The following is a 22454-nucleotide window of genomic DNA, read 5'->3' as shown; positions in this document are numbered from 1 at the left end:
TCGAGATCCTATGTTCGCGGTCAAGCCTGCTGGAAGCAGGCTTGACCCACCTTCAGCATGGCCGGATCGAAGTCCCGGCCGCTTTTGAAGACACCCCAGGCGATCCTGGCCAGCTTTCTGGCCAGGATGTTGAAGACGGCGGTGCTGGGGTGACCGCGTTTTGACAGCTCGTCGTAGAGCGGTTGCCCCCGGCGACACCGCTTGAGCCCCATTGCGGCCATGTAGAGCATCTGGCGCAGCACTGGCGCGCCCTGTTTGGACAGCCGACGCCGTCCCGTTCTGCCGCCAGACTCGTTGGGCCGGGGATCCAGGCCGGTGCAGGCGATCCACGCGTTGGCGTTGGCCAACGGCCAGCGCGTCATGTAGTAAATCAGGTGAGCGGCGACGGCAGGGCCGATACCAGGGATGGTCAACAGGCGCTTGTAGAGCGCGCCATGCTCTCCATCGCGACCCAAGCGCTGCAGTTCGCTTTCCAGCTCGGACAGCGTCCCAGCCAGAGCGCAGAACAGATCTGACAGCTCCCCGGGGGCACTTTTGCTTACCCCGAAGGATTGCTCCAGGCGCGCGCGTGTCTTTACCAGCGTCTGCCGCTTGCGCAGCAAATCGTGCATCTGCTGCTGCTCGTCGGTACGCGGTACGTATTCACGCAGGCGATCGTTCTCCTTCTTCACGTACCGGGCGATCGCTTCGGCGTCCATGGCGTCCGTCTTGCCACGCGAGCCCGTCGCCCGGCCGTAGTGCTTGATCAGACGTGGATTGATCACATAGACAACGTGGCCTGCTTGGCCAGCCATCCGAGCCAACAACTCGTAGTACCGCCCCGTCGCCTCCATGCCAATCCGGCATCGCTGGGGCAAGGTGTTGAGCCACTGGGCTATGCCGGCCCGGGTGTTGGCGATCCTGTCGCCGGCCTTGCGGTCGGCCACTGCCGGTACGAACTCCTTGGAGTCCACGTCCACGCCAATATCGAGAGAATCAGACATTTGTACGGCTCCCAGCTATCTTTAAGGGGCTGGGGTGGTACCGCACCGACGTTAGCTTGCCTACATCGACGATCCCCTTTGGGGGCCGTACGATCCTTTATCGACGTTCGTGTGCGGGATGGGGATCGCTCGACTCGTCTGTCGGCTAGTATCCGCAGATGCATGCTTGACGGTCCCTCCACCCTGGCTCCTACATACCTCGTAGGAGCCGGGAGGAACATACAAGCCATGCTCGACTGCTTTTGCCAGCAGCAGTCGAGCATGGCTCGACTCTACAGAAGACCATAAGCAGCCGAGCCTGGGCTCGGCTCTACATTTCCGAAGGCGCAGCGCGGAATCCACTGAACACCGACTCGGCGGCAAACCCCACGCCACCCAGCAGCACGCCGAAATACACCACCGTAGCCACCACGAAACCATAACCAGCCGCCACCGCCGCACCATCGCGCTGGATGAAGCCGATCGCAAACGACATCAGCGCCAGTGCCGGCAACGTATTGCTGAACGGAATCGGCCCGGCCGGCGCCATCAGCAGCAGGGTCGCGAACACCAGCATCAGGTTGTTCAGGCGCATCATCTTCTTCGAGCGCACCATCACCGCCAGCCGCATCGGCCGCGACAGGCGCTCCATGCGGTGCACCCATTTCAGCGCACGGCCCAGGTTGGCCTTCAGTTTGTCGGTGGCGATCTCGCGGCGCGCCAGTTTCTGCGGCACCCACAGCGGGCGGTTGCGTACGCGGCTCAGGCCGATCAGCAGGATCGAGGCACCAAACACCGTACTCAGCCCGGGAATCGACACCGGAATGATGAAGATGGCCGAGAGCAGGATCACGATCAGCAGCAGGCCCTCATCGCCCAGCGCGCTGAGCAGGGTACCGACGCTCACCTGGTCGCCGGGCAGCTCGTCGATCATCTGCTCGATCTGCTGGGCCAGGGGCGCGCTGTCATTGGTTTCGGGGGCACGGTAGGTCATGCGTCGCAAGGTTCTCCAGGGAAGGGCGGTCAATGGGCCGTCCTGCGGTGGGGGACGCACAGGCTCCCGCAGTATCCCGGCCAACGTGGGCAAAGAGGTGAACCGGGCATGAGGGGTTAAACTGGCGTGCCCCGCACGAGTTGAACGCAATGGACATGGGCCGCAGGCAATCGACCATCGAACTGGTCGCCATCGACATGGATGGCACCCTGCTGGACCCCAGCCACACGCTCACCGCGCGGGCCAAACAGGCGATCGCGCAGGCGCGCGCGCTGGGCGTGCACATCGTGCTGACCAGTGGCCGCCCGGTTCCGGGCCTGGAACCATTCCTGCACGAGCTGGGCATCACCGGCGACGACGACTACTGCATCGCCTGCAATGGTGGCCTGGTGCAGCGCATCGGTACGCGCGAAACCGTGGTCGAGTATCCGCTCAGCTTCGACGACTTCCTGTTCTGCGAGCAGGTGGCCCGCGACCTGGGCGTGCATTTCCAGGCGCTGGACAGCCAGCGCATGTATACGCCCAACCAGGACATCAGCTACTACACCGTGGCCGACTCGCATCTCTCGCGGATGCCGCTGTCCTATCGCCGCGTGACCGACATGGACCCGTCCATGTCGTTCATCAAGCTGATGATGATCGACGAGCCCGACGTGCTGGATGCCGCCATCGCGCGCCTGCCCAGCGAACTGACCGAGCGCTTCGCGGTGCTGAAGAGCGCACCGTTCTTCCTGGAAGTGTTCGACCACCGCGCCGGCAAGGGCCCAAGCCTGCAGAAGCTGGCCGAGCACTTGGGCATCGACCGCGCCAACGTGATGGCCATCGGTGACCAGGAGAACGACCTGACCATGCTGCAGTACGCCGGTACCAGCGTGGCGATGGGCAATGCCATCGACGCGGTGAAGGCGGTGGCGCGGTTCGAGACCACCAGCAATGCAGACGAAGGCGTGGCGCGCGCGATCGAGCGTTTCGTCCTGCAGTAACCGCGCGTTCCTACGCCCCGGTAGGTGCCAACCTTGGTTGGCGCACGCACACCGTATGCGCCGACCAAGGTCGGCCTCTACCATGTCCCATCCGCCCTGGTAGGTGCCAACCTTGGCTGGCACACGCAAACGGCAAGCGCCGACCAAGGTCGGCCTCTACCAGGCTCCCTCTGCCCAGGTAGTTGCCAACCTTGGTTGGCATACGTAGACCGTAGGCGCCGACCAAGGTCGGCCCCCACCACGCCCAGGCTATACCCACGTATAACCCACCCATCCCCATCGCCATCCGCGCTGTACCACCGCGCAATGGCGAATGCGGCACTGCGATGCAAGAATTTCGCACGTCGAAATCACCCCATCGAATCCCACGGCAGATGATCGCCTTCGTCTGCTGACCGGCGCGCACCGCGCCGTCACTCCCTCAACGCAATCGCATCGCCAGCCAGGGCGCCGACACCGGTGCTGCAACGCGCTGGGCGTGCGCCTGCGCCGCTCTCTCCCTGCACCCTGGATCTGCCCATGAACACCCCACCCACGACGCGCCTCGCTCTGGCCATCATCACGGCCATCACCGCACCTGCGTACGCCGCCGAGATTCACGACGCAGCACATGACACCCCCACCACCTTGAACGCCCTGCAGGTCATCGCTACCCCGCGCGGTGCGGCCGTTGCGCCCACCCAGGTGGTCGGTCCAAACCGCTACATCATCAAGGCCGAAGACCTCGACGCGATGGTCACCGGCAACAACGGCCTGGCCATGCTCAAGCAGGTGCCGGGCGCCAGCTACACCGCCACCGACGGGCTGGGCCTGGATATCTCCGCCACCAGCCTGTTCGTGCGCGGCTTCCGCATGAATGAAATGGGCATCACCTTCGAAGGCGTGCCGCTGAACGACAACGGCTTCCTCTCGCTCACCGGCACCAGCGTGGTGAACGTGGGCGTGCCCGATGGCATCGGCGCGATCACGGTCAGCCCCGGCGGCGCACCCGTCAGCGTGTTCTCCAGCAGCGTCAACGGCGGCAGCCTGGAATACCGCCTGCGCGAGCTGCAGGACACGCCCAGCCTGCGCGTGAAACAGGGCGTGGGCAGCAACAACACGCTGGTCACCACCGTGTCCGGGCAGAGCGGCCAACTCGGTGAGCACGGCCCGAAGGTGCTGGTCGACCTGCAGCGAGTGTCCGCCGACAAGTACCAGGGCGAGGGCACCCAGAACTTCCTGCGCGGCGACCTGAAGCTGCAGCAGGACGTTGCCTGGGGCGACTTCACCGTGTTCCTGTCCGACAGCAAGGCCAAGGTCTGGGGTTACAACAACATTTCGTTCGACATGATCCGCAAGCTGGGCTGGAAGGCCGACATCTTCTATCCCGATTATGCCTGGGCGTGGTACGTGGCCTCGCCGGAGAATGCGGACAAGTCCTGCGGCGCCTATACCTGCGGTGAGCTGTCCGAACTGATCCCGTACGACACCGGCCAGATCACCCGCGATCGCGTGTCCTCGATCAACCATCGCTTCCAGATCAACCCGGCGCTGAGCGGCAACGTGCAGTTGTACAACGCCAACAGCCACACCCAGGCCACGCTGACCGACCCGACCGTGCCGTCGCCAAACGGCGCACCGTTCTCCGAACAGGTGCAGACGCCGCGTGTGAATCGGCTGGGTGGCATGGTCAACCTGCAGTTCGAGACCGGCGCGCACACCTTCACCGCCGGTTTCTGGCAGGAGAAGAGCAAGGCCGCGGCCAAGACCGAGTGGTACCAGCAGCCGCTGCTGGGTGAGGGCCCGCCGCTGAAGGCCACCGGCCCGTTCGATGTGTACGGCCCCGCGTTCAAGACCGACAACGCATCGAGCTGGGTGACCCGCTCGCGCCAGTTCTACCTGCAGGACGACATCGTGTTGAACGACACGCTGAAGCTGGGTGTCGGCTTCAAGGCGGTGGACTTCCGCACCAGCGGTGGCGGCCTGGGTGATGCCAAGGACCGGCCGGTGAACGGCACGCTGCGCGCGAAGAGCAACTTCCTGCCGCACGTCTCGCTGTTCTGGAGCCCGACCGAATCCACCGACGCCTTCATCGACTTGGCCAATACCATGAACGGCTATCGCGTGGCGCAGCGCGGCAACATCGGCTACACCGCCTCCGCGTGGACCATCACCGACCAGGAAGAGTTCGACCGCGTGGCCGGCACGCTGCGCCCGGAGAAGAACTGGAATCTGACCGTCGGCGCGTCGCATCGCTTCGACCGGCTGACGATCACCGGTGACGTGTTCTACAACGACATCCGCAACCGCCTGCTGTCGGCGGCCATTGGTACCCAGTTCGCGCAGATCAACACGGTGCGGCTGATGCCGAAGATGCACGTGATCGGCGCCGACCTCGGCATCACCGCCGACCTGACCGACCACCTGCAGTTCTACCAGGGCGTGGCCGTGGCCCGTTCGTACTACGACAGCGATTTCGTGGTGGGCGACACGGTGTACCCGATCAAGGGCAACGCCCAGCCGGGCTACCCGCAGATCTCGCTGGTCAGCGACCTGTCCGCCCACTTCGGTGACTGGCGCTTCGGTGCCACCAGCACCTCCTACCTGCGCCAGCCCTTCACTTACGAGAACGACATCCGCGTGCCGACCTTCTGGCAGGTCAACACCTATGCCGCCTACCGCCTCGGTGCGGACAGCGCCGTACCCGGCCTGGAGCTGCGGCTGGACGTGAGTAACCTGTTCAACCGCCACAACATCGGTACCGCCACCATCGCCGGCTCGTCGTTCTCGGGGGATTACCAGACCCTGCAGCGCAGCGCCCCCCGGCAGCTCATGTTCAGTACCTCGATGACCTTTTAAGTAGATCCACGCCATGCGTGGATGCACTTGGCGGTCCCCAGGCAGGTGCTCAGATCCGCCCACAAACCTGCCTTGCGCAATCAACAGGGATTTTCTGGCAGCGACGCAAGGTTCCCACAATGTTGCTGGGTCATGCTGTCGGCATGGCTCAGCACAACCCGCGAACCCCGTTGTTCGGCATCCGGGGCCCAGGACGGCCCCGGCAGGCGCTGTCCGTGGCGCCTGCAATCGACCTGCGGGCCGAATACCAGTTCTGGCAGGTCTACGAACGCGTGGTCCGCCCGCTACCCGGTGGTGGGCTGCCGCAGGCGTGGCTGGCCTGCCAGAAGGTCTATCGCGACCGCATGCGCTTCCCCGACGACACCCACCCGACGGCGCTGTCGCGGGTGTTGTTCGGTACCAACATGACCGCCGAGCGCGCGGCGGAGCTGGAAGCGCTGTACGGGTTGGTCAGCCGGCGGCTGGTGCTATTGGGCAAGCAACAAAGGTTGCCGTTGCACAGCGCGGGCTACTGATGTTGTTGGGAACCAACTGCTTGCTGCGACTTCTCACTGCGAGATCTATCATTCCGGTTGGGATTCCGGTGCGATACCGGTATCAGGAGAATGCAACTTGACTGGTTGGGTGAACGCATGATGAGCCAGATGCCTTCAGAAGCTGTTGTAATCATTGCAACGGGTTTCGTAACGGTCGTTTCGTCGGTGATCGCACAGATCTGTGTATCCGTAGCTGAGTCCCGAAAGATGTCACGTGAACATGCCAGAGAGCTTCAGAAGCTTCAGCTGGCACAGGGGCAAGCGGCCCGTGATGTGAAAAATTCCAAGCTTGCGGAACTATGGGCTGGGATGGAGCTGGTCAGGATCCGTTGCGTGGACGGGCATATCAATTCTCGCGTGGGCGATGCCATTCTTCCTCCGCCCGCCGAAGGTCTGGCGTCAAAACCCGCCAGTGACGTCTATGGGATCGCTCTGTTGCATTTCCCGGAGTTGCGCCCGCAGGCCTACGAACTTCACGCAATCACTGCGGAACTGGAGACCGAAATGTGGTTCGGTGGTTCCGACGAGAATATCGATGTGCTGCTTGATCGACTTGCGGAGGTGAGGACTTCGCTGGCGGATGGCATTGAAAAGATCGCATCCAGCCTTGCCCAGCCGGCGAATCAACGTCCGCTCCGCTAGATGCAGATGCAGGACTGGTTTGTATTTCGACTTGCCTTGGCCGCAAGGATCAACTCTGCTAAGGCCCGTTCAAGGCCAGTTGGCGGGGGCGAAGCTTTCAACTGGCCGACGCTCCGCAAGCCTCCGCAATTCGCCCGATCAGATAGCCATGCGCGCCATGCTCCGGTCGGCCTGTCGGGCAGGGAGCTCCTGGCAGGGCCAGTTGCTAGTCAAATGCTTCTAGCTTTACCTGAGAAGCCTGCGCTTGGCGCAATAGCCGATTCTACCGCCCACGGTCCAGCTGCCTATACCCGATCGCCTCGGCGAGGTGCGCCGTCTGGATCGTTTCACAATCAGCCAGATCCGCAATCGTGCGCGCCACCCGCAGAATCCGGTGCATCGCCCGTGCGGACAGCTGCAGCCGTTCGATGGCCTGTTCCAGCATATCCTGATCGGCCTCACTCAATTTCGTGCACGCACGCAGCGCCGCCGGTGGCAGATGGGCATTCAGCCCACCACGCGCCTGCTGCCGGGCATGGGCGGCTTCCACCCGTGCACGTACCGCAGCACTGGGCTCACCCAGCGGCGTACTCTCCCGCAGCTCCACCGCGTCCATACGTGCCACGCTGATATGCAGGTCGATGCGGTCCAGCAACGGGCCGGACACCCGCGCGCGGTAGCGGTTGATACGTTCGTCGCTGCACAGGCAGCGGTTGCTGCGGTCACCGGCCCAGCCACACGGGCAAGGGTTCATCGCCGCCACCAGCTGGAACCGTGCGGGATACTGCACACTGCGTGCCGCGCGGGCGATGCGGATATGGCCGGATTCCAGCGGCTCGCGCAGGGTTTCCAACGCACTTCGATTCCATTCCGGAAGCTCGTCCAGGAACAGCACGCCATGATGGGCCAGCGAGATTTCACCGGGGCAGGGCGGATTGCCGCCACCCACCAGCGCCGCCGCACTGGCACTGTGATGGGGAGAACGGAACGGCCGTTGCCGCCAGCGCCGCGGATCCAGCCCTTCACCACTCACCGAGGCAATCGCAGCCAGCTGTAACGCCTCGGCTTCCTCGGTGTCCGGCAGCAGGCTGGGCAGGCGCGAAGCCAACAGCGTCTTGCCGCAGCCAGGGCTACCGATCAGCAATAGATGGTGCCCACCCGCTGCGGCGACCTCCAATGCGCGCCGCGCATGCGCCTGGCCGCGCACATCGGCCAGATCCGGCAGCGGCAACGGCGTCGTGTCCACACGCTCTACTGGTGGCAGCAGGCGTGGGTTCCCCAACCCAGCGCAGCACTCCAGCAACGTACGCGCTACCCGCACATCAGCGTGCTCAGCCAGCGCAGCCTCGGCGGCATTGCCCGGCGGCACCACCAGGATGCGCCCGGCTTCGGCCGCCGCAATCGCCGCTGGCAGCGCGCCGGCCACCGGCCGCAGTTCGCCGGTCAGCCCCAGCTCGCCCAGGAACTCGTACTGCAGCAGCGACTGCGGATCGACCTGGCCGCTGGCCGCCAGAATGCCCAGCGCAATCGCCAGGTCGTAACGCCCACCTTCCTTGGGTAGGTCGGCAGGCGCGAGGTTCAAGGTGATGCGCCGCTGCGGAAAGTCGAAGCGTGCACAGAGCAGGGCGGCACGCACGCGCTCGCGTGACTCGCGCACGCTGGTCTCGGCCAGGCCGACAATCTGGGTGGCGGGCAGGCCGCCAGAGAGGTGCACTTCCACCCGCACCAGCGGGGCGTCGACCCCGGCGCGGGCACGGCTGTGGACCAGCGCCAGGCTCATGTGTGGGTTCCTGCAGAAAGACGCTTGATGGTGAGGCAGGTGCTCTGCAGGGACTATCGGGAATTGCTGGTGAAGCGGCTAGGGGGATTCCGGCCAAACGCAGCCCGGTCCTCAAGCTGGTCCGCTGAATGGCATTTTGCGTAGCCCCACGCAGACTATTCGATCAGGCTGTGCGCAAGGTCGTTAGATATCCTCGCCGCTCCAAAATTGAGTTGTGTATACGGGGTGTTTGGAATCGACGTCCCCCAGGTTCTGAGTAGTACGATCCGAGTCATTGCCTCGTTGATACGGTCCGGTCAAGATGCGAACTAAGCTCTTTTATTGGATGGCATATGGAAGCCTTGAGAAGATACCTGCTTGCGCCCCCGTCCGGCCACGCGATCTTGCTGAACGGTCCTTGGGGAAGCGGTAAGTCGTACCAGTGGAGCCATTTCTCACTGTCACTAAGCGAGATCAAGCGAGAGCCGATTTCGCTGTCCGTCGCAGGACTTGTATCGCAAGAACAGCTTGAAGCCGCTCTCTTTCAGGCTTCCTTGAGTGGCCTTGGAAATGAGGCAATGAGGGAGGCTGCCACCGTGATCGGCCGAGCACTGCTTCGGACAGTCAGAATTGAACCGAATGACATTAAGCTTAAGTCCGATTTCTCTTCGGGAAAGACAGTTGTCTGTCTGGATGACGTAGAGCGATTTGAGGGGAAGTTCTCGATCCTCTTTGGATTTATCGTCAACCTGTTGGACAGAGCGCGAGTTCATTGTGTACTTCTGGCCGATGAGCGGAAGGCGATGGAGAAATTCGGTAGTGAATTCGGAGTATCCAAGGAACGAATCATTGGCCGTACGGTAGTGGTATCGTCCGATACTGCTGCATTCAGCGAGGAAGTGATCAAGGGGCTGGCGGATCAGGGAGCTCGGGATCTGCTGATGCACCATTTTCCCTATATTAGGAGCTTGCTGAATCTTAGTGGTACTTCGAATTTGCGGACAATTCGATACTTCCTCATTGAGGTTGCATCTCTTATTTCTGACATTCGACCAGTGGAGGGGACTGCCGTGCGTCCTCTCCTCAGTGCTGTGTACTTCTGGGTTCTATCTGCAAGTCGGAACGCCGCAGAGCGCGACATTGCTGCGGCCGTCTTCCGCATGGGTGGAATGGCAGTAGCAATTCAAATCCACGTGAATCGAGACAGCCCCTCAGTGGCCGGCGACGACATTGCCGTCTGCGCAGCACGCCTTGTATATGATAGCGGTTTGATGGATGAAGCGACGACGTGGCCAAAGTCCACAGCATTCGCTACGTTGGTCGAGGGCGCTGAGGCCGATGTGGCGATGATTGCGGAGGATTTTAGCCTTCATGCTCCGGAATCTATCTCGAAGGTACGTGCTCTACAGGCAGCGCTCAATGGCTATAGCCAGATGACAGACGATGAGCTCCAGACGGCAATTGGCGAGGCGAAAGAGGCCATTAAGAGCGGTTTGGACGCTGATCTAGTGGAGCTAGTAGAGCTCTACCGAACGCTTCGTCATTTTCGGAATCTTGGGTTCATTGCGCAAACAGAGTCCGACTTCGACAAGGATATGAACCTTGCGTTCTCTACCTACGACCCGTCGGTCGTCAGCTGCGACCACGCGGGATTGGAGTTTCTGTCAGATCACCAGGGGGCTGATAGCCTTCCGATCTGGGGTGTGATTCGAGACCTCGCCGATCGTATTGAGCAGCATGCTAGAGTCGAACGGAACAGGAGCATGCTGGCGCAACTAGCCGATCCTTCGAGCGAGCTCCCAGATATGATCGACTGCCGAGGGATGTTCGCAGATTTGGATCCACATGCCTACGCGATCGAGCTGATCGCTGGCGCTCCAGTTGCAACTGACCGGCTCTCGAAGGCAATTCGCAGGGCTTATCGAGTATCGAATGTTGAATCGTATCTCCGAGGCGAAGCACCATTCTACGAGGCTCTGGCCGCCGAGCTGGGCGCAATCCTTGCGCTCGATTCGCCGAGAACCATCGCTCAAGTTTCAGTGCTATCTGTTAAAGACCAACTGTCTGCTTTGGCGGCTCGGGTTGTGGTGTAGCGGTAATTTCATAGGTCGGAGGTGCTGTTCCCAGTGTCGGCCTCATTCGAGATCTCTATTGAATTCGATCCTGCCGCAACACGTATCGTTTCCTCTCGACCGGGCTGCCTCTTCTCTATTTGGTGCTGGACAAGTGGGGGCCCATTGAATCCGATCTCGGGTCAATGGTCCTGTCACTAGCGGTAAGCCCTTGCGAATAGGCTGCAAGGACCATCAGAGAGATATAAGCTGCACAAACGTGTGAGTCGCAGCGGTAGGAATGTGGCGTGTGGGATGTACGGTCGGCCGATCCTTGGCGGTGGGGCTGGCAGAGAGGAAGGAAGCAGGGCTCTTGCTGCTGGGCGAGGAGAAGTTGATCTCGATCTGAGGGGTCATCGCAGGTTGCTGACGAAGCGACTATGGGGCCCTGGCGGGCGCTGAGCTGTCCCCCAAGCAGGCACCGCTGCTCTTCAGGCACCAACCCAGTGACGCGCCCAAACCGCGCCTCAACCCACGAAGGCCCCGCACTTTCCACCAGCAACCGACCCTGGCTCTGGTGCAGATCCAGCCAACGCTCGAAGTTGATGCGCAGGCGCTCGATATCAGGCGCACGCAGGCGGGCATCGGCGGGCATGCGGATCAGCACGCGCGACGGCGCGTTCTCCACGTCCATCACCAGCACGCCCTTGCATCGGATCTCGAAGGACGTTGCCCCGGCATGGCGCGCGTGAAGTTCAAAGCCCTCGTATGCCTTCGCGGTAACGAAGCCGAGCGCATCACTGTGCAGCAGGCGGTAATCGGCCGGCCGCAGCTTCTGGTAGGCCCACACCTGATCGCCCGCTGGCTCGGGCCACTCCACCCACATCGCGCCGATCACCGCGATGCACACCGCTACAGCGGCCAGGCCGTGCATCTTCATTCGTCACCCCGCACACAGGCAGAAAGGTCCGCGCCATAAGCGCGCTCAGTCTTTGGGTCGCATCCGCTCGTGGATGAAGGCGGTCAGCGCGAGATCGGCCATCACCAACCCCTCCATCACCCGGTCGCCCACGTACTGCTCCGGCTCGCCGTTCTGGCGCGTGCGCTCGGCCGCCAGCAGGATCTCCTGCACGATGCGTTGGCCGGTGAGTGCGCAGTCGGCGTCGGACAACGCCATCTGCCGGCTGCGTAGATGGTGCCGCTCGGGCCAGGGCTGGCCGTCGGCCGCAGCGCCCGCGCCGATGGCGTGCAGGATGGCGATGAGGCTGTTGGGGTCCAAGGCTGGAGCGGCCAAGGGCGCTTCCTGGATGGGGCGCGGGGGTGGGGAGTGCGGTGTGGTCATGGCGGGCTCCGTGCATGCAGGCGGACGCCGCCACCGATAAAGGTGGCGGACGGGGCGTGGCTCGAAAACCGGTGTGTGATGATCGCCGGCGGGCACGAGGCCCCCACGCCCCGCCCGCCATAGCCGGCAGACGGATTGCCAGCCGGCACCACGCAAGGTGATGCCGGCTGGCAAGCGCAAACTTCATCACAACAACGGGTTTTCGAGTCCCGACCACCGATGCACGGTGGCGCAGTAACGATTACCTGCTGTTGTGCGGAATGCCAACGGGTAGGGGTCAATGCCGCCAAAACCCGAGACGTTTTTGGCATTGTCGCATAGCACCGGAAGCGGCGAGAGCCTTGGTGTGCTAGGCGGAACGGCACTTCTGGAACGGAGTCGTCAGAACCTTCCGTCAGAGATGTAAGGCGCGGCAAATGCGACAGCACTCGACCATCGGGCATGTGTGATCGCTCATGCAGCCGAACCGATGCGACACCCGCTAGATGGTTTAAATGACTTCTTGCCTATTGAACCTACCGAGTGCCGCGCGCAATCTGACTACTGCTGTAGTCACTCAAGATCGTCCTGCCCGCTGTAGGAAGGTTCTGCAGCGTTCGACTGGATTCCACCCACTGGCGCGGCCAATACAAGGATCACTGTACGTGTTACGCCGCAATCGACTTCTTCTGTCTGCGGGGCTGGTCCCGCTTCCGTGGTTCCTGTTCTGGACCAGCGTTGCCGCCGTGTTCGCGCCGGGCTACAACCCGCTTGCACAGCACGCCAGCGAGCTGCTGCAGGCACCAACGCTTGCAAGCATCTGCGCCAGGATTGCCCCCATCGGCTGCGGCGTGGGCTTCGTGGCGTTCGCCATCGGGGTATGGCGGGAGTCTGGTCGCCGGATTGCCGTAGGCGCGATCTGCTGGATGATCTTTGGCATCTCCATGCTGACCAACGGGCTCTGGCCCATGGGCCATCCGATGCACGGCTTCTACACCATCGGTATCGCAAACATCATTGCACCGGCGATGTCGCACATCGAATTGAGCGCGTGGTCTTCCGGCCGAAGGGCGTACACCGTGACTGCTGCGGTGAGCATCGCGGGCATCGTCTATCTCTGGTTGAACGTGGTGGGGGCGGATCCGGAGGGCTTCAGGGGGCTGACCCAGCGGCTGTTCTCGTCGATCAACTCGTTGTGGCCATTCCTGGTTGCGTTGTACCTGCTGCGCCGGGGTTCAAGCGCGCTGAAGGCGCAGCCGGCGCTTTGATGGAAAGGCATGCAGGCACATGGACGACCATTGAGCGTGTGGGGTTGAGAAGGGGATGAAGATTTTTCGCCGTCAGCTGATCTACGTTCAAGTGCATCAGGACCACTTCGTTGCGCGCGTGGTGGGTGGAGACAGGACCATCCGTCGCCAGTGTCACGCCCTTGGCAATCGCGCGGGTCCGATCACGGACTTTTCGACTATCCGGCCCAAGCTCAAGGCGATCTTCTCGGAACTCCTGCCTGGGTTCTCTTTCGTCAAGCCGTGGGGGATTCTGCACTTTGATCCGGTTGAGTACCCGGTCACGAAGGAGGAACTGGCCGGGTTTCAGAAGGCTGCCATGCGAATTGGTGTGAGCTTCTGTTTTCTCTCCACGTGGGAGCAGCGGCATGAAGACAGGGATCTGTTGGAGATGTTCAAGTAGGGTTCGGCCCGATACTTCGTTATAGGCCACGCAGATTCTTGGGCCGGTTCGAGGCACTGCGAGAGTCCGCTCTTGACCGAAAGCGGACATCCAGTTAGGGCGCTGCCTGTCTACTGAAGCCTTGGCGATTCAGCTCTACGTGCTGCAACTACTGCGATCAGTTGTTGTTACCACCTAAGTCCGGCGGGCTCATTAGCGACGAACTGGATAAACTCTTCTTTGAGAGTCGACTGCTGAGCTTTGACGAGGTGTGATTGAATCCATGAGCCGTGCTCAGATTCGTCATCAGGACCCTGACACGTTGCAACAGTGCCGGCTGCCAATCGCTTACGGCGGGTAGCGACGCGCTAGGCAGACCTGCTATCGAATCTCTGGTGAAAGCCCAAATAACGCGACGAAGCACTCGTTCTTCTGGGTACCTGGCTGGCTGAGTCAGGCGAGCGACGATGCCTTTGGGCGCGTTGTCGGTCAATCCTATGATGGCAGTTGCCAAGAGTCTGAATGCTGTTGAGTGGTCAGAGTGGATATCGCGCACCATCGCTGCTTGGGCATGCATCTTGGTCGTTCCAACACCAGGCGCACCCTCACTCCTGGCCAGCTCGTTGGCCCACTTGATCCAGCGCCGCCGGTCTTAGCCGCATGGAGGCTAAAGGGGCCTGGACATTCGGGCCTCGGTGAAGCGTGGGAGGTGACCTGGCGAAGTCAGCTTCTGGCCGCAGGACGCCATGGGACCCGAAGCGGTCGGCCACTGTCACCGGTTGTTGAACAAATCCACTGCGATCCATCGCTATCCGCGCTCAAGCTGCCCACTTCCTGCCGCGCAGCGCGTACTCAACGGCAAGGTCATAGACGTTGTCGCACTTCTGCTTGAAGGTGGTACGGTCATAGCTTTCCGGCAAGTCCGCATCAAGCACGCGTTCGATTTCCGCGCGCACCTGCTTCTGCGTCTGCGCGCTCTGGTGCCAGTTCTGAATCAGCACCTTGGGCTGCTCCTCCACCAGGCGCTTCAGCAGGTGCTTGGCGGCCAGCTTCACGCGCTGGGTCTCTTCCTGCGTCAGTGACTCCTTATTCAGCAGATCGAACAGCTCCAACTCGTCCTCGGTCAGGCCTTCGCGGATGTGTCGCTCAGCCTCTTCCTTCAGCTCCTCGGCATAGGCGGTCAGCTCGTCGTAGTAGTTCTCGGTGGACGTGGCGCCGGAGTTGTAGGCGTCGATCACATTCTGTAGCCGCTGGATGAAGCCCACCCGCGTGCTGTTCTGCGCCAGCATCTCGGCTAGCTTTCGCTGCAGAAAGGCCTGCAGGTCGGCGATCTGGATGTTCTTGAAAGGCGCCTGCTGGAACTCCTCGCGCAGCTTCTCAACGTTCACCTTGCTGAGGTCCCAGGCCTTGCCGCGCTGCACGATCTTGTACTGCGCCTCGAACTCCTTGGCGGAAAAGGCCTCGGCCTTGTCCACCACCACGCTGGCGTCCAGCAGCGCCTCGATTCGCTGCACCGCGCTGTCAATGTCGACCTGCTCGACGATGCTGTCCATCACCCCGCGCAGGTACTGGAAGGCCGACACCACGCGGCCCAGCTTGCGGCCCAGCACCTCAGGCTTGCAGGCCTCGTACAGCGAGGAGATTGTGTTCTCGTAGACGTTGAAGGACTTGCGCTGCTCGTCGCTGGCCAGCAGCGTGTCGGCAAAGCCGTTGAACTGGCCCAGCTTGGTGAACACGTCGCCGCGGTCCAGCGCCTCGTGCAGCGGCACACCCTGGCTTTGGCAGTAGGCCAGACCCTGCTCTATGGCCTCGTTCAACAGCGTGAACAGATGACTCTTGTCCCGCACCGGCAGCTCGTCGTCCTCGGGGCCGGCGGCGTAGTCCTTTAGGGCCTTCTTCATGCGGCGGAAGACGTTGTAGTAGTCCACGATCTCGCCGTGACGCTTGGCCACGCCCAGGATCTCGTGGCCGCTCACCCGGTTGGCCCGCGCGATGGTCTGCATCAGCGTGTGGCCCCGCATGGGCTTGTCGAGGTACAGCGTGCTCACCGTCGGCGCGTCGAAGCCTGTCAGCCACATCGCGCAGACGAACACCAGTTGCAGCGGGTGCTCCGGGTCCTTAAAGTTGAACTCGATATCGTGGCCGTGCTCATCCAGTGCGTTCATTCGCTGGCGGTGCGGCTTGAGGTCCAGTCCCTTCTTCGCGAACTTCTCGTCCTCGCCCGCCTCCTCGCTGACGATCACCGCCATCTGCACCGCGCCCATCCAGGCCTTGAGCTGCTTCAGGCGCTGGCGCTCCACGTCGTTGGTCGTCGCGGTGATGCGGCCGTTCAGCGCCTTGATCTCGGCCTTCCACAGCGACTGCACCTTGTCGAACATCGTCACGGCGGTGAACTTGTCCACCGAGATGACGATGCCCTTGCCCAGGTAGCCGCGGCGGGGGAAGTGGTAGACGATGTCCCGCGCAATCGTGTCCAGTCGATCCTCCCGCTTGACGACCTCCATCTCCTGCGCGAAGCGCTTCTCCAGCTTCTCCTGCGCCTCGCCGTCGAGGTTCTCGTCTTCCAGGATCGCAGCGAACTCGTCGCTCAGGTCGTCGTTCTGGATCAGCACCTCCGGCACACGCTTCTCGTAGAACAGGGGCACCGTGGCGCCGTCTTCCACGCTCTGCTGGAAGTTGTACTCGGACACATAGTCGCCGAACCAGGCGTTGGTCTTGCGCTCCTGGCCCAACAGTGGCGTGCCGGTGAAGGCCAGGAAGTTGGCGCGTGGCAGGCCGACGCGCATGTTCTCGGCCAGGCCCGCGTACTGCGTACGGTGCGCCTCGTCCACGATGACGACGATGTCGTCGCGGTCGGACAGCAGCGGGTAGTCCCTGCCCTTCTCGAACCGGAACTTCTGGATCAGCGTGAACACCACGCGCTTGTTCTTGCCCAGCATCTCGCGCAGTTGCGCGCTGCCCTTGGGTCGCACGTCGTCCTTCGGCGCCACCACACCGGTGTGCAGGAAGTTGCGGTAGATCTGCCCGTCCAGGTCGTCCCGGTCCGTCACCACCACGAAGGTAAAGTTGCCGGTGAGCTTGCGGAAGATCTTGCGCGTGTAGAACACCATCGAGAAGCTCTTGCCCGAGCCCTGGGTGTGCCAGAACACGCCCAGCTTGCCGCCTAGCTCCCGCCGGTGCCTGAACTGCTCGAAGGCGTTGTTCACGCCGATGAACTGGTGGTTCTGCGCGATGACCTTCTGCGTCTCGCGGTAGAACACGCAGAAGTTCTCCACATAGTCCAGCAGCCGCTCGGGCGTCAACAGCCCCAACACCGCGCGCTCCACGCTCAGGCCCTGCGCGGCAATGGCAGGGCGGTCCAGCTGTTCCTTCTCGTCATCGACCCGCAGCCAGGTGAAGAAGTGCTCCCACTGCGCGGTGATGCTGCCCAGCCGGGTCTCGATGCCATTGCTCAGCAGGCACAGCGCATTGGCGGTGAAGAGCTGCGGGATCTCGGCCTTGTAGGTAGTCAGGTTGTCGTCGAAGGCTGCGCGCAGCTTCACGTTGCTGTTCTTCAGCTCGATGAAGACCAACGGCAGGCCGTTCACGTACAGCAGCAAGTCGGGCCGACGGTAGCCATGTTCGCCGCGAACCCAGAGCTGGCTCACCGCCAGGTAGTGGTTACGGCCGGTGCGAGGATCATGCGCGTCGAAGTCGATGACCTTCAGCCGCTCGGTCACGGTCTGCCCGACCTGCGGCCCGGCCTCGGGCTTGTAGGTCACCGGCACGCCGTCGCGTATCAATCCGTCCATCTCCCGGTTGGCCGCGACCAGGCTCATTGCCGTGCGCGGTTGCAGCAGTTGGGCCAGAGCCTGGTCCACTGCATGGGCCGGAGCCTGCGGGTTCAGCCGCTCCAGTGCGGCGCGCAGCCGGTCGGCCAGGATCACCTCGCGCTTGTCCGCGCGGCCCGAGCCGTCGTTCAGCTCGTCGGGCTGGGCCGTGTAGCAGTTCAGCGCATCGAAGCCGCACAGGTGCTGCAGCCGCTGCAGCAGGGCCTGCTCGATATCGTCTTCGCTGATGAAATTCTTCGCGGCGGCCACGGCACCCCCTGGTGTTGCCGGTTATGGAGAAGAAGACCTACTAAAGGACTATCGCCTCACGCTGCGTGGCCTCTGCGGGCGGTTGCTGCATGCTGGGCGGGAATTGGATGTCTAAGGCATGGACGCCGAGTTTGCCGGAGATCAGGCGGGGAAGAAGGGCGTCGCGCTGCTTGCTTAGTTTGGTAGTCGTTGCGTAGAGCGTCGCGAGCTGCGCGTCAATTGGCTTGACAAAGGTCTCAAACATCTCAGCCAGTTCAGGCGGCGGACAAAGAATAGGATGCTTGGCGAGCTCATCTTTGCCGACGGAATTGAAGATGGAGCCGTTGCCAATCATGTCCTCGTTCGCAAACGTCACCTTAAGCAGGTAGAAGAGATAGCTGTTTAGATCCTGCTTGTGACGCATCGCGGCGAGACCGCGACCGATGATCAGCTCGGTGTCGGCAATATTGAGTCGGCCTACAGGTGCGCGAACACTGAAAAGAATGTCGCCAGCACTTGCTTTGCGACCGGTGCTTGAGCAAAAGACTTGATGCCGTGGGAAACGGTCGCCGTAGGTGCCGACGCCTTGATGGAATGGCAAACCGTCCCCCGTTTCGTTGTAGTGCTCGGAACTCGGACTCTGCCCCATGACGAAGTTCGCGATGGTGCCCAGAGTCGCTGGCGTCCAGCCCTCCGGTATGCCTTTGGGTTTTTGAACTTCGGCATGCCTTGGAAAACGCATCCGCACAAACCACTCGCGGTAGATCTCTTCGGCCATGGACTCCAGCAAGGTGATGCGGCGCTGGTTGTTGGCGATTAGGTCGTCAATCGTGCCCAGAATCGCAGCGATCTTTTCCTGCTTTTCGTGCGGAGGGAGGATGACTGGCAGTCGATGCTGCTCAGTGATGCCGAGGTAGGCACGAGTCGAGCCAGAACTGGCCAGCATTTGCAGCGTCTGCTGGAACAATGAGCTGTCGAAGTATGCCTTCAGGTACCGGTTGCTGAGCGCCGCTTTATCCTTGACGCGGTAGTAGGTCACCTGGGGCGTCAGCATGATGTACGGATGCTTGTCGTAGGCCACGATGGCGGTCTCACCAATTGTGGCCTTGTGTGTCAACAAGACGTCGCCGTTCTTCGCGAAACCCTTGCGCAGACTCTCCGCCTGGCGTTCGGTGATGAAAGCGCACTGGCCATACTCAACGCGACCGTTCTTGAGATCGCTTGCCATCACGAAGGGCACCCCCTCGGACACGAAGTCCGCTGACTTCGGATGAATTTCTCCGTGGTTGCCGTCGATGGGGCGCTCCAGGACGCCTCGCTTGACCAGATCACCTACGGTCGTGAGCTCAAAGCTTGCGTCCCGTATACCGATGGCTTCTCTCTTGTCCATCAGTGGCCCCCGAGGATCGCAGCAAGGTTCTTGGTCAACGTCGCCTCAAGCGCATGCGCATCGGCTGTGAGTGATTCCAGTTCGGCGTGCTGTTCTGCAATAGCGGCCAGGAACTCCTCCTCCGTCTTCCCATCCTCCTCAATCACCACACCCACATACCGCCCCGGGTTCAAAGACCAATCCTGCTCGGCAATCTCCTCGCGGCTGGCCAGCTTGCACAGGCCGGTGACGTCTTCGTAGGCGGCGTTGGGAAAGCGTTCCTGCAGCCAGCTCACATGCTGGTAGTACAGCTGGGCAGTCTTGAGCTCGTCGTGCAGGGCCTGCACCGCTGCCTTCACGCCCTTGGTCTGGCGGTTGGCGGTGGCGCGTTTGCCGTCCGCCTTGGCGGCCTCGGCCTTGCGCTTGTCCATCTCGCGGATGGCTTTGTCCAGCGCCTTCCCCGCTGCGTGTAGGCCGGTGAAGAAGGGCTTGAACTGGGCGCGCAGCAGGTGCTGAGCCGTGTTGCGGTCTTCCACACTGTGCTTCTGGCCGCGGGTGCGCTCGTGCTGGTCTTGGGCCTGCGCCAGCGCGGCGAGTAGGCCCCACTGGGCTTGCAGCGCCGCGATAGCGTCGTGCGCGGCCTGGCTGGTTTGGGCGTCGGCCGCTTCTTCGGCCAGCACGGCCAGCAGACGGTCGCTCAAGGCGGGCAGGTGCTCGGCGGCTTCCTTGAGCTGGGCCATGCCCTGGTGCAGGTAACGGTCCACCTGGTCCACGAACTCCTGGCGGCGGCCCTTGTGCAGGCGGGGGATGAGGGCGATGTTCTGGATCTGCTCGTCGCTCAGCTCACGGTGGGCGCGGTCCACTTGGGTGAAGATGTTGCGGGCATCGATGAACAGCAACTTGTCATCGGTCTTGCCCTTGTCGAAGAACCACAGCGTGGCGGGCAGCGTGACGGTGTAGAACAGGTTGGACGGCAGCGTGAGCATGCCGTAGATAAGGTTCTGCTCGATGAGCGTGCGGCGGATGTCTGCCTCGGAGTGGCGGGCATCGCTCGCCGAGTTGGCCATCACCAGCGCGGCGCGGCCGCCGGGCTTGAGCGACGTGGCGAAGAGGTTGATCCAGAGGTAGTTGCCGTTGGGCACGGTCTCGACGGCTTTTTCCTTGCCGTCTTTCCCGCCCGCCGCCTTTGCCTTGGTCTTGTTGCGGGGCACGCCGTAGGTGTTGAAGCGGCGGTCTTTCTCCACGGCGTCCAGCGTCACGTCGTCCACGTTGAACGGCGGGTTGGCCATCACGTAGTCGAAGGCGCCGAAGGCGTTGAAGGGGTCCTCGTAGTAGGTGTTGGCCTGCTTGATGTCGCCGCGCAGGTTGTTCACGGCAAGGTTCATCTTGGCGAGCTTGACGGTCTCCAGCGTCTTCTCGGTGCCGCAGACGAACACGTCCAGGTCTGCCGCCTTGTCGGCCTGGTGCTGGAGGATGAAATCCGCCGACTGCACAAACATGCCGCCGGAGCCGCAGGCGGGGTCGAAGACTTTGCCACCATGGGGCTCGATGATCTCGGTCATCAGCTTGACGACGGAGCGCGGCGTGAAGAACTCGCCGCCACCCTGGCCCTCGCTGAGCGCAAAGTTCGCGAGGAAGTACTCGTAGATCTGGCCGAACACGTCGCCGGTAGCGTCCACCGGGATGTCGGAGAACAGCTTGAGCAAGTCCTTGGGAATGTGCTGGTTCTTGGGGCTGCGGGTGAAGCGGTCGTACTCCTCCTGCGGCAACACGCCCAGCAGCTCGGGCTTGGTGTTCTCGATGCTGGCCATCGCGGCGCGGATGGCCTTGGCGATGTTTTCCTTCTCGGGCAGGTTCAGCAGGTAGTCGTAGCGGGCCTTCGCATCGAGGTAGAAGCCACACTTCTCGATGGCAATCTCTTCCAAGGTACGCTCACGGCGCGTGCCCTGAAGCTTCTTGAATTCCTGCTCGATTGCCGCTTGGTGCTGCCGGTACTTGTTGTCCGCGAATTTCAGGAAGATCAGACCGAGCACTGGGGTGCTGTACTCGCTGGCCTTGAGATCGGAGTTGGCGCGGAGCTTGTCGGCTGCTGACCACAGGTCATTTTCGAGTTTTTTGAGCTGGTCGCGATTCATTCTATTGATCGTAAAGGGGTTTGACCTGTTCCTGTCTTGCCGCCAATTAATATGTTCTGACGCGCAGACTCAGTCATGGCGCCCCATGGAGTTTCGATAGGCGACTTGACGTTCGTAAACAAATCTTGAGTTGACAATCAAAGATGATACTAGCCGGAAGGCTGCTTGTGGCCGTCGGGCGTTCTACGACCCATAGCGGCCATTGGTGCGGCCGCTGATCCTGCCACTGGGTCCATTTGTACGCTGCCCTGTTAGCCGGACCCTGCCGCCCTAAGATCGAGTTGTATCAAGGCGAAGCGCGCAGATCGGTGCTTTGTGGGCGAGTCGCATAACCGGACCCACGGGTCCGTCTACTTGGTAGTTGGGCGCCACTACAGCTATGACTGATCTTTGGGGTCCCATTTCGGCAACCGATTGGCATGCCTCACCCTGCATGGTCGGCCGCGCAGCGACCGAGGCTGATGTTGCGGCCGGCTCGGCCATCTTTTATGTACAGGGTGGTTCCACTCCAGCTCCAATGAGCCTTCCATGCTGCGCAGTTCAGATACCGGACGAACATCGTTCGACGACATTGATCTTCCGTCAGCCAAGGCACCGGTCTCCTTCCCTCAGTTGATGATCTCCCCACTCCCCGAAGCAACAAACGCCTTCAACTGCCGAATGAACTCCGCGTCGTAGGCTTCCCACTCCGTAATCTCCCCAACCACCCGCAACGGCTGCGCACTCCGATACGACCGCGTCGGGTTCCCGGGAAACTTCTTGTTGGTCACGTTCGGATCGTCTTCAAACGGCCCGGTCGGCTCCACCACATACACGCGCGGCCGCCCTTCACCCTTGGCCATCTCCGCAGCCAACCCGGCGCCCTTGGCAATCGTGGTGAAGTAGATGTGGTTCATCACCACGCTGTCGCGATAGTTGGAGCGGAAGCCTGCGCTCAGCAGTTCGCCCACCGCGAGGTCCGCGCGGGTGCCGTGATAGAACGGCCCGGCGACCTGGTCGCAGGTGTCATGCGAAACGGGTGTCCATTCGGTGTCCTGCGCCATCGGCACTGCCCCTGCGTGTCCTGCCGGATCGACAGGCCGGCGAGTCTAGGGCGCCCGGTGGGCCTTGCTGCAAGGCCCCATCCGGGAAATAATCTGTAAACGGGAGGCGCGGTGCG

Annotated in this window: 15 protein-coding genes and 1 pseudogene; 7 read left to right on the top strand and 9 right to left on the bottom strand. The window is 62.1% G+C overall.

All coding sequences use genetic code 11. The features are described 5' to 3' along the window. Positions 1 to 20 precede the first annotated feature (20 nt). Together ACZK4Z_RS21135 and ACZK4Z_RS21130 are read right to left on the bottom strand one after the other, a co-directional pair. On the bottom strand, positions 21 to 983 hold the full coding sequence (locus tag ACZK4Z_RS21135; RefSeq protein WP_107314971.1) for an IS110 family transposase: 963 nt from the start codon (positions 981 to 983) through the stop codon (positions 21 to 23). Between the two features lie 310 nt (positions 984 to 1293). Continuing rightward, positions 1294 to 1956 carry an exopolysaccharide biosynthesis protein gene (locus ACZK4Z_RS21130; RefSeq protein WP_049400821.1) on the bottom strand — a complete coding sequence of 221 codons (663 nt, stop codon included), beginning with the start codon at positions 1954 to 1956 and terminating at the stop codon, positions 1294 to 1296. A gap of 149 nt (positions 1957 to 2105) precedes the next feature. On the opposite strand from ACZK4Z_RS21130, the gene yidA reads away from it, so the two are divergent. From yidA to ACZK4Z_RS21110, 4 genes are all read left to right on the top strand, one after another. After that, positions 2106 to 2939, top strand: coding sequence for a sugar-phosphatase (gene yidA / locus ACZK4Z_RS21125; RefSeq protein WP_125894288.1), 834 nt, complete (start codon positions 2106 to 2108; stop codon positions 2937 to 2939). 519 nt (positions 2940 to 3458) lie between these two features. Then, positions 3459 to 5777 (top strand): TonB-dependent receptor, encoded by a 2319-nt coding sequence (locus tag ACZK4Z_RS21120; RefSeq protein ID WP_478451057.1) that lies wholly within the window; start codon positions 3459 to 3461, stop codon positions 5775 to 5777. A 119-nt stretch (positions 5778 to 5896) separates the two neighbouring features. Beyond that, the gene (locus tag ACZK4Z_RS21115; protein WP_317216995.1) at positions 5897 to 6292 is read left to right on the top strand and encodes a hypothetical protein; all 396 of its coding nucleotides are present in this window, start codon (positions 5897 to 5899) and stop codon (positions 6290 to 6292) included. 90 nt (positions 6293 to 6382) lie between these two features. Next, on the top strand, positions 6383 to 6955 hold the full coding sequence (locus tag ACZK4Z_RS21110) for a hypothetical protein (RefSeq protein WP_317216996.1): 573 nt from the start codon (positions 6383 to 6385) through the stop codon (positions 6953 to 6955). Between the two features lie 262 nt (positions 6956 to 7217). Here the strand turns inward: ACZK4Z_RS21110 and ACZK4Z_RS21105 are convergent, their stop codons facing one another. Next, a complete protein-coding gene (locus ACZK4Z_RS21105; RefSeq protein WP_478451056.1) occupies positions 7218 to 8714 on the bottom strand; it encodes a YifB family Mg chelatase-like AAA ATPase in 1497 nt (498 codons plus the stop codon). A 332-nt stretch (positions 8715 to 9046) separates the two neighbouring features. Between ACZK4Z_RS21105 and ACZK4Z_RS21100 the strand changes: the two genes are divergently transcribed. Beyond that, positions 9047 to 10786, top strand: a complete 1740-nt coding sequence (locus ACZK4Z_RS21100) for a hypothetical protein (RefSeq protein ID WP_478451055.1) — start codon at positions 9047 to 9049, stop codon at positions 10784 to 10786. A gap of 427 nt (positions 10787 to 11213) precedes the next feature. Here the strand turns inward: ACZK4Z_RS21100 and ACZK4Z_RS21095 are convergent. Together ACZK4Z_RS21095 and ACZK4Z_RS21090 are read right to left on the bottom strand one after the other, a co-directional pair. Further along, a pseudogene (locus ACZK4Z_RS21095) lies at positions 11214 to 11684 on the bottom strand (cold-shock protein); the annotation flags it as partial. Between the two features lie 45 nt (positions 11685 to 11729). Next, on the bottom strand, positions 11730 to 12086 hold the full coding sequence (locus ACZK4Z_RS21090) for a hypothetical protein (RefSeq protein ID WP_478451054.1): 357 nt from the start codon (positions 12084 to 12086) through the stop codon (positions 11730 to 11732). 644 nt (positions 12087 to 12730) lie between these two features. Here ACZK4Z_RS21090 and ACZK4Z_RS21085 point away from each other — a divergent pair. Together ACZK4Z_RS21085 and ACZK4Z_RS21080 are read left to right on the top strand one after the other, a co-directional pair. Further along, positions 12731 to 13333: a DUF998 domain-containing protein gene (locus ACZK4Z_RS21085; RefSeq protein ID WP_478451567.1), complete on the top strand. Its 603-nt coding sequence runs from the start codon at positions 12731 to 12733 to the stop codon at positions 13331 to 13333. 55 nt (positions 13334 to 13388) lie between these two features. Next, positions 13389 to 13754, top strand: coding sequence for a hypothetical protein (locus tag ACZK4Z_RS21080; protein ID WP_478451053.1), 366 nt, complete (start codon positions 13389 to 13391; stop codon positions 13752 to 13754). 797 nt (positions 13755 to 14551) lie between these two features. On the opposite strand, the gene ACZK4Z_RS21075 is transcribed toward ACZK4Z_RS21080, so the two are convergent. From ACZK4Z_RS21075 to arr, 4 genes are all read right to left on the bottom strand, one after another. After that, positions 14552 to 17812: a type I restriction endonuclease subunit R gene (locus tag ACZK4Z_RS21075; RefSeq protein ID WP_448123513.1), complete on the bottom strand. Its 3261-nt coding sequence runs from the start codon at positions 17810 to 17812 to the stop codon at positions 14552 to 14554. Between the two features lie 40 nt (positions 17813 to 17852). Next, the gene (locus tag ACZK4Z_RS21070) at positions 17853 to 19181 is read right to left on the bottom strand and encodes a restriction endonuclease subunit S (RefSeq protein ID WP_448123512.1); all 1329 of its coding nucleotides are present in this window, start codon (positions 19179 to 19181) and stop codon (positions 17853 to 17855) included. Beyond that, complete coding sequence (locus tag ACZK4Z_RS21065; RefSeq protein WP_478451051.1) at positions 19181 to 21295, bottom strand: type I restriction-modification system subunit M; 2115 nt, start codon at positions 21293 to 21295, stop codon at positions 19181 to 19183. Before ACZK4Z_RS21065 ends, ACZK4Z_RS21070 begins: the two co-directional genes overlap by 1 nt. Before the next feature lie 608 nt (positions 21296 to 21903). Next, complete coding sequence (gene arr / locus ACZK4Z_RS21060; RefSeq protein WP_478451050.1) at positions 21904 to 22338, bottom strand: NAD(+)--rifampin ADP-ribosyltransferase; 435 nt, start codon at positions 22336 to 22338, stop codon at positions 21904 to 21906. Positions 22339 to 22454: the final 116 nt, after the last annotated feature.

It is taken from the genome of Stenotrophomonas sp. 71799_Sma (assembly GCF_056482505.1).
The sequence above is the reverse complement of the archived record's forward strand: the minus strand, read 5'-3'. Positions and strand labels throughout refer to the sequence as shown.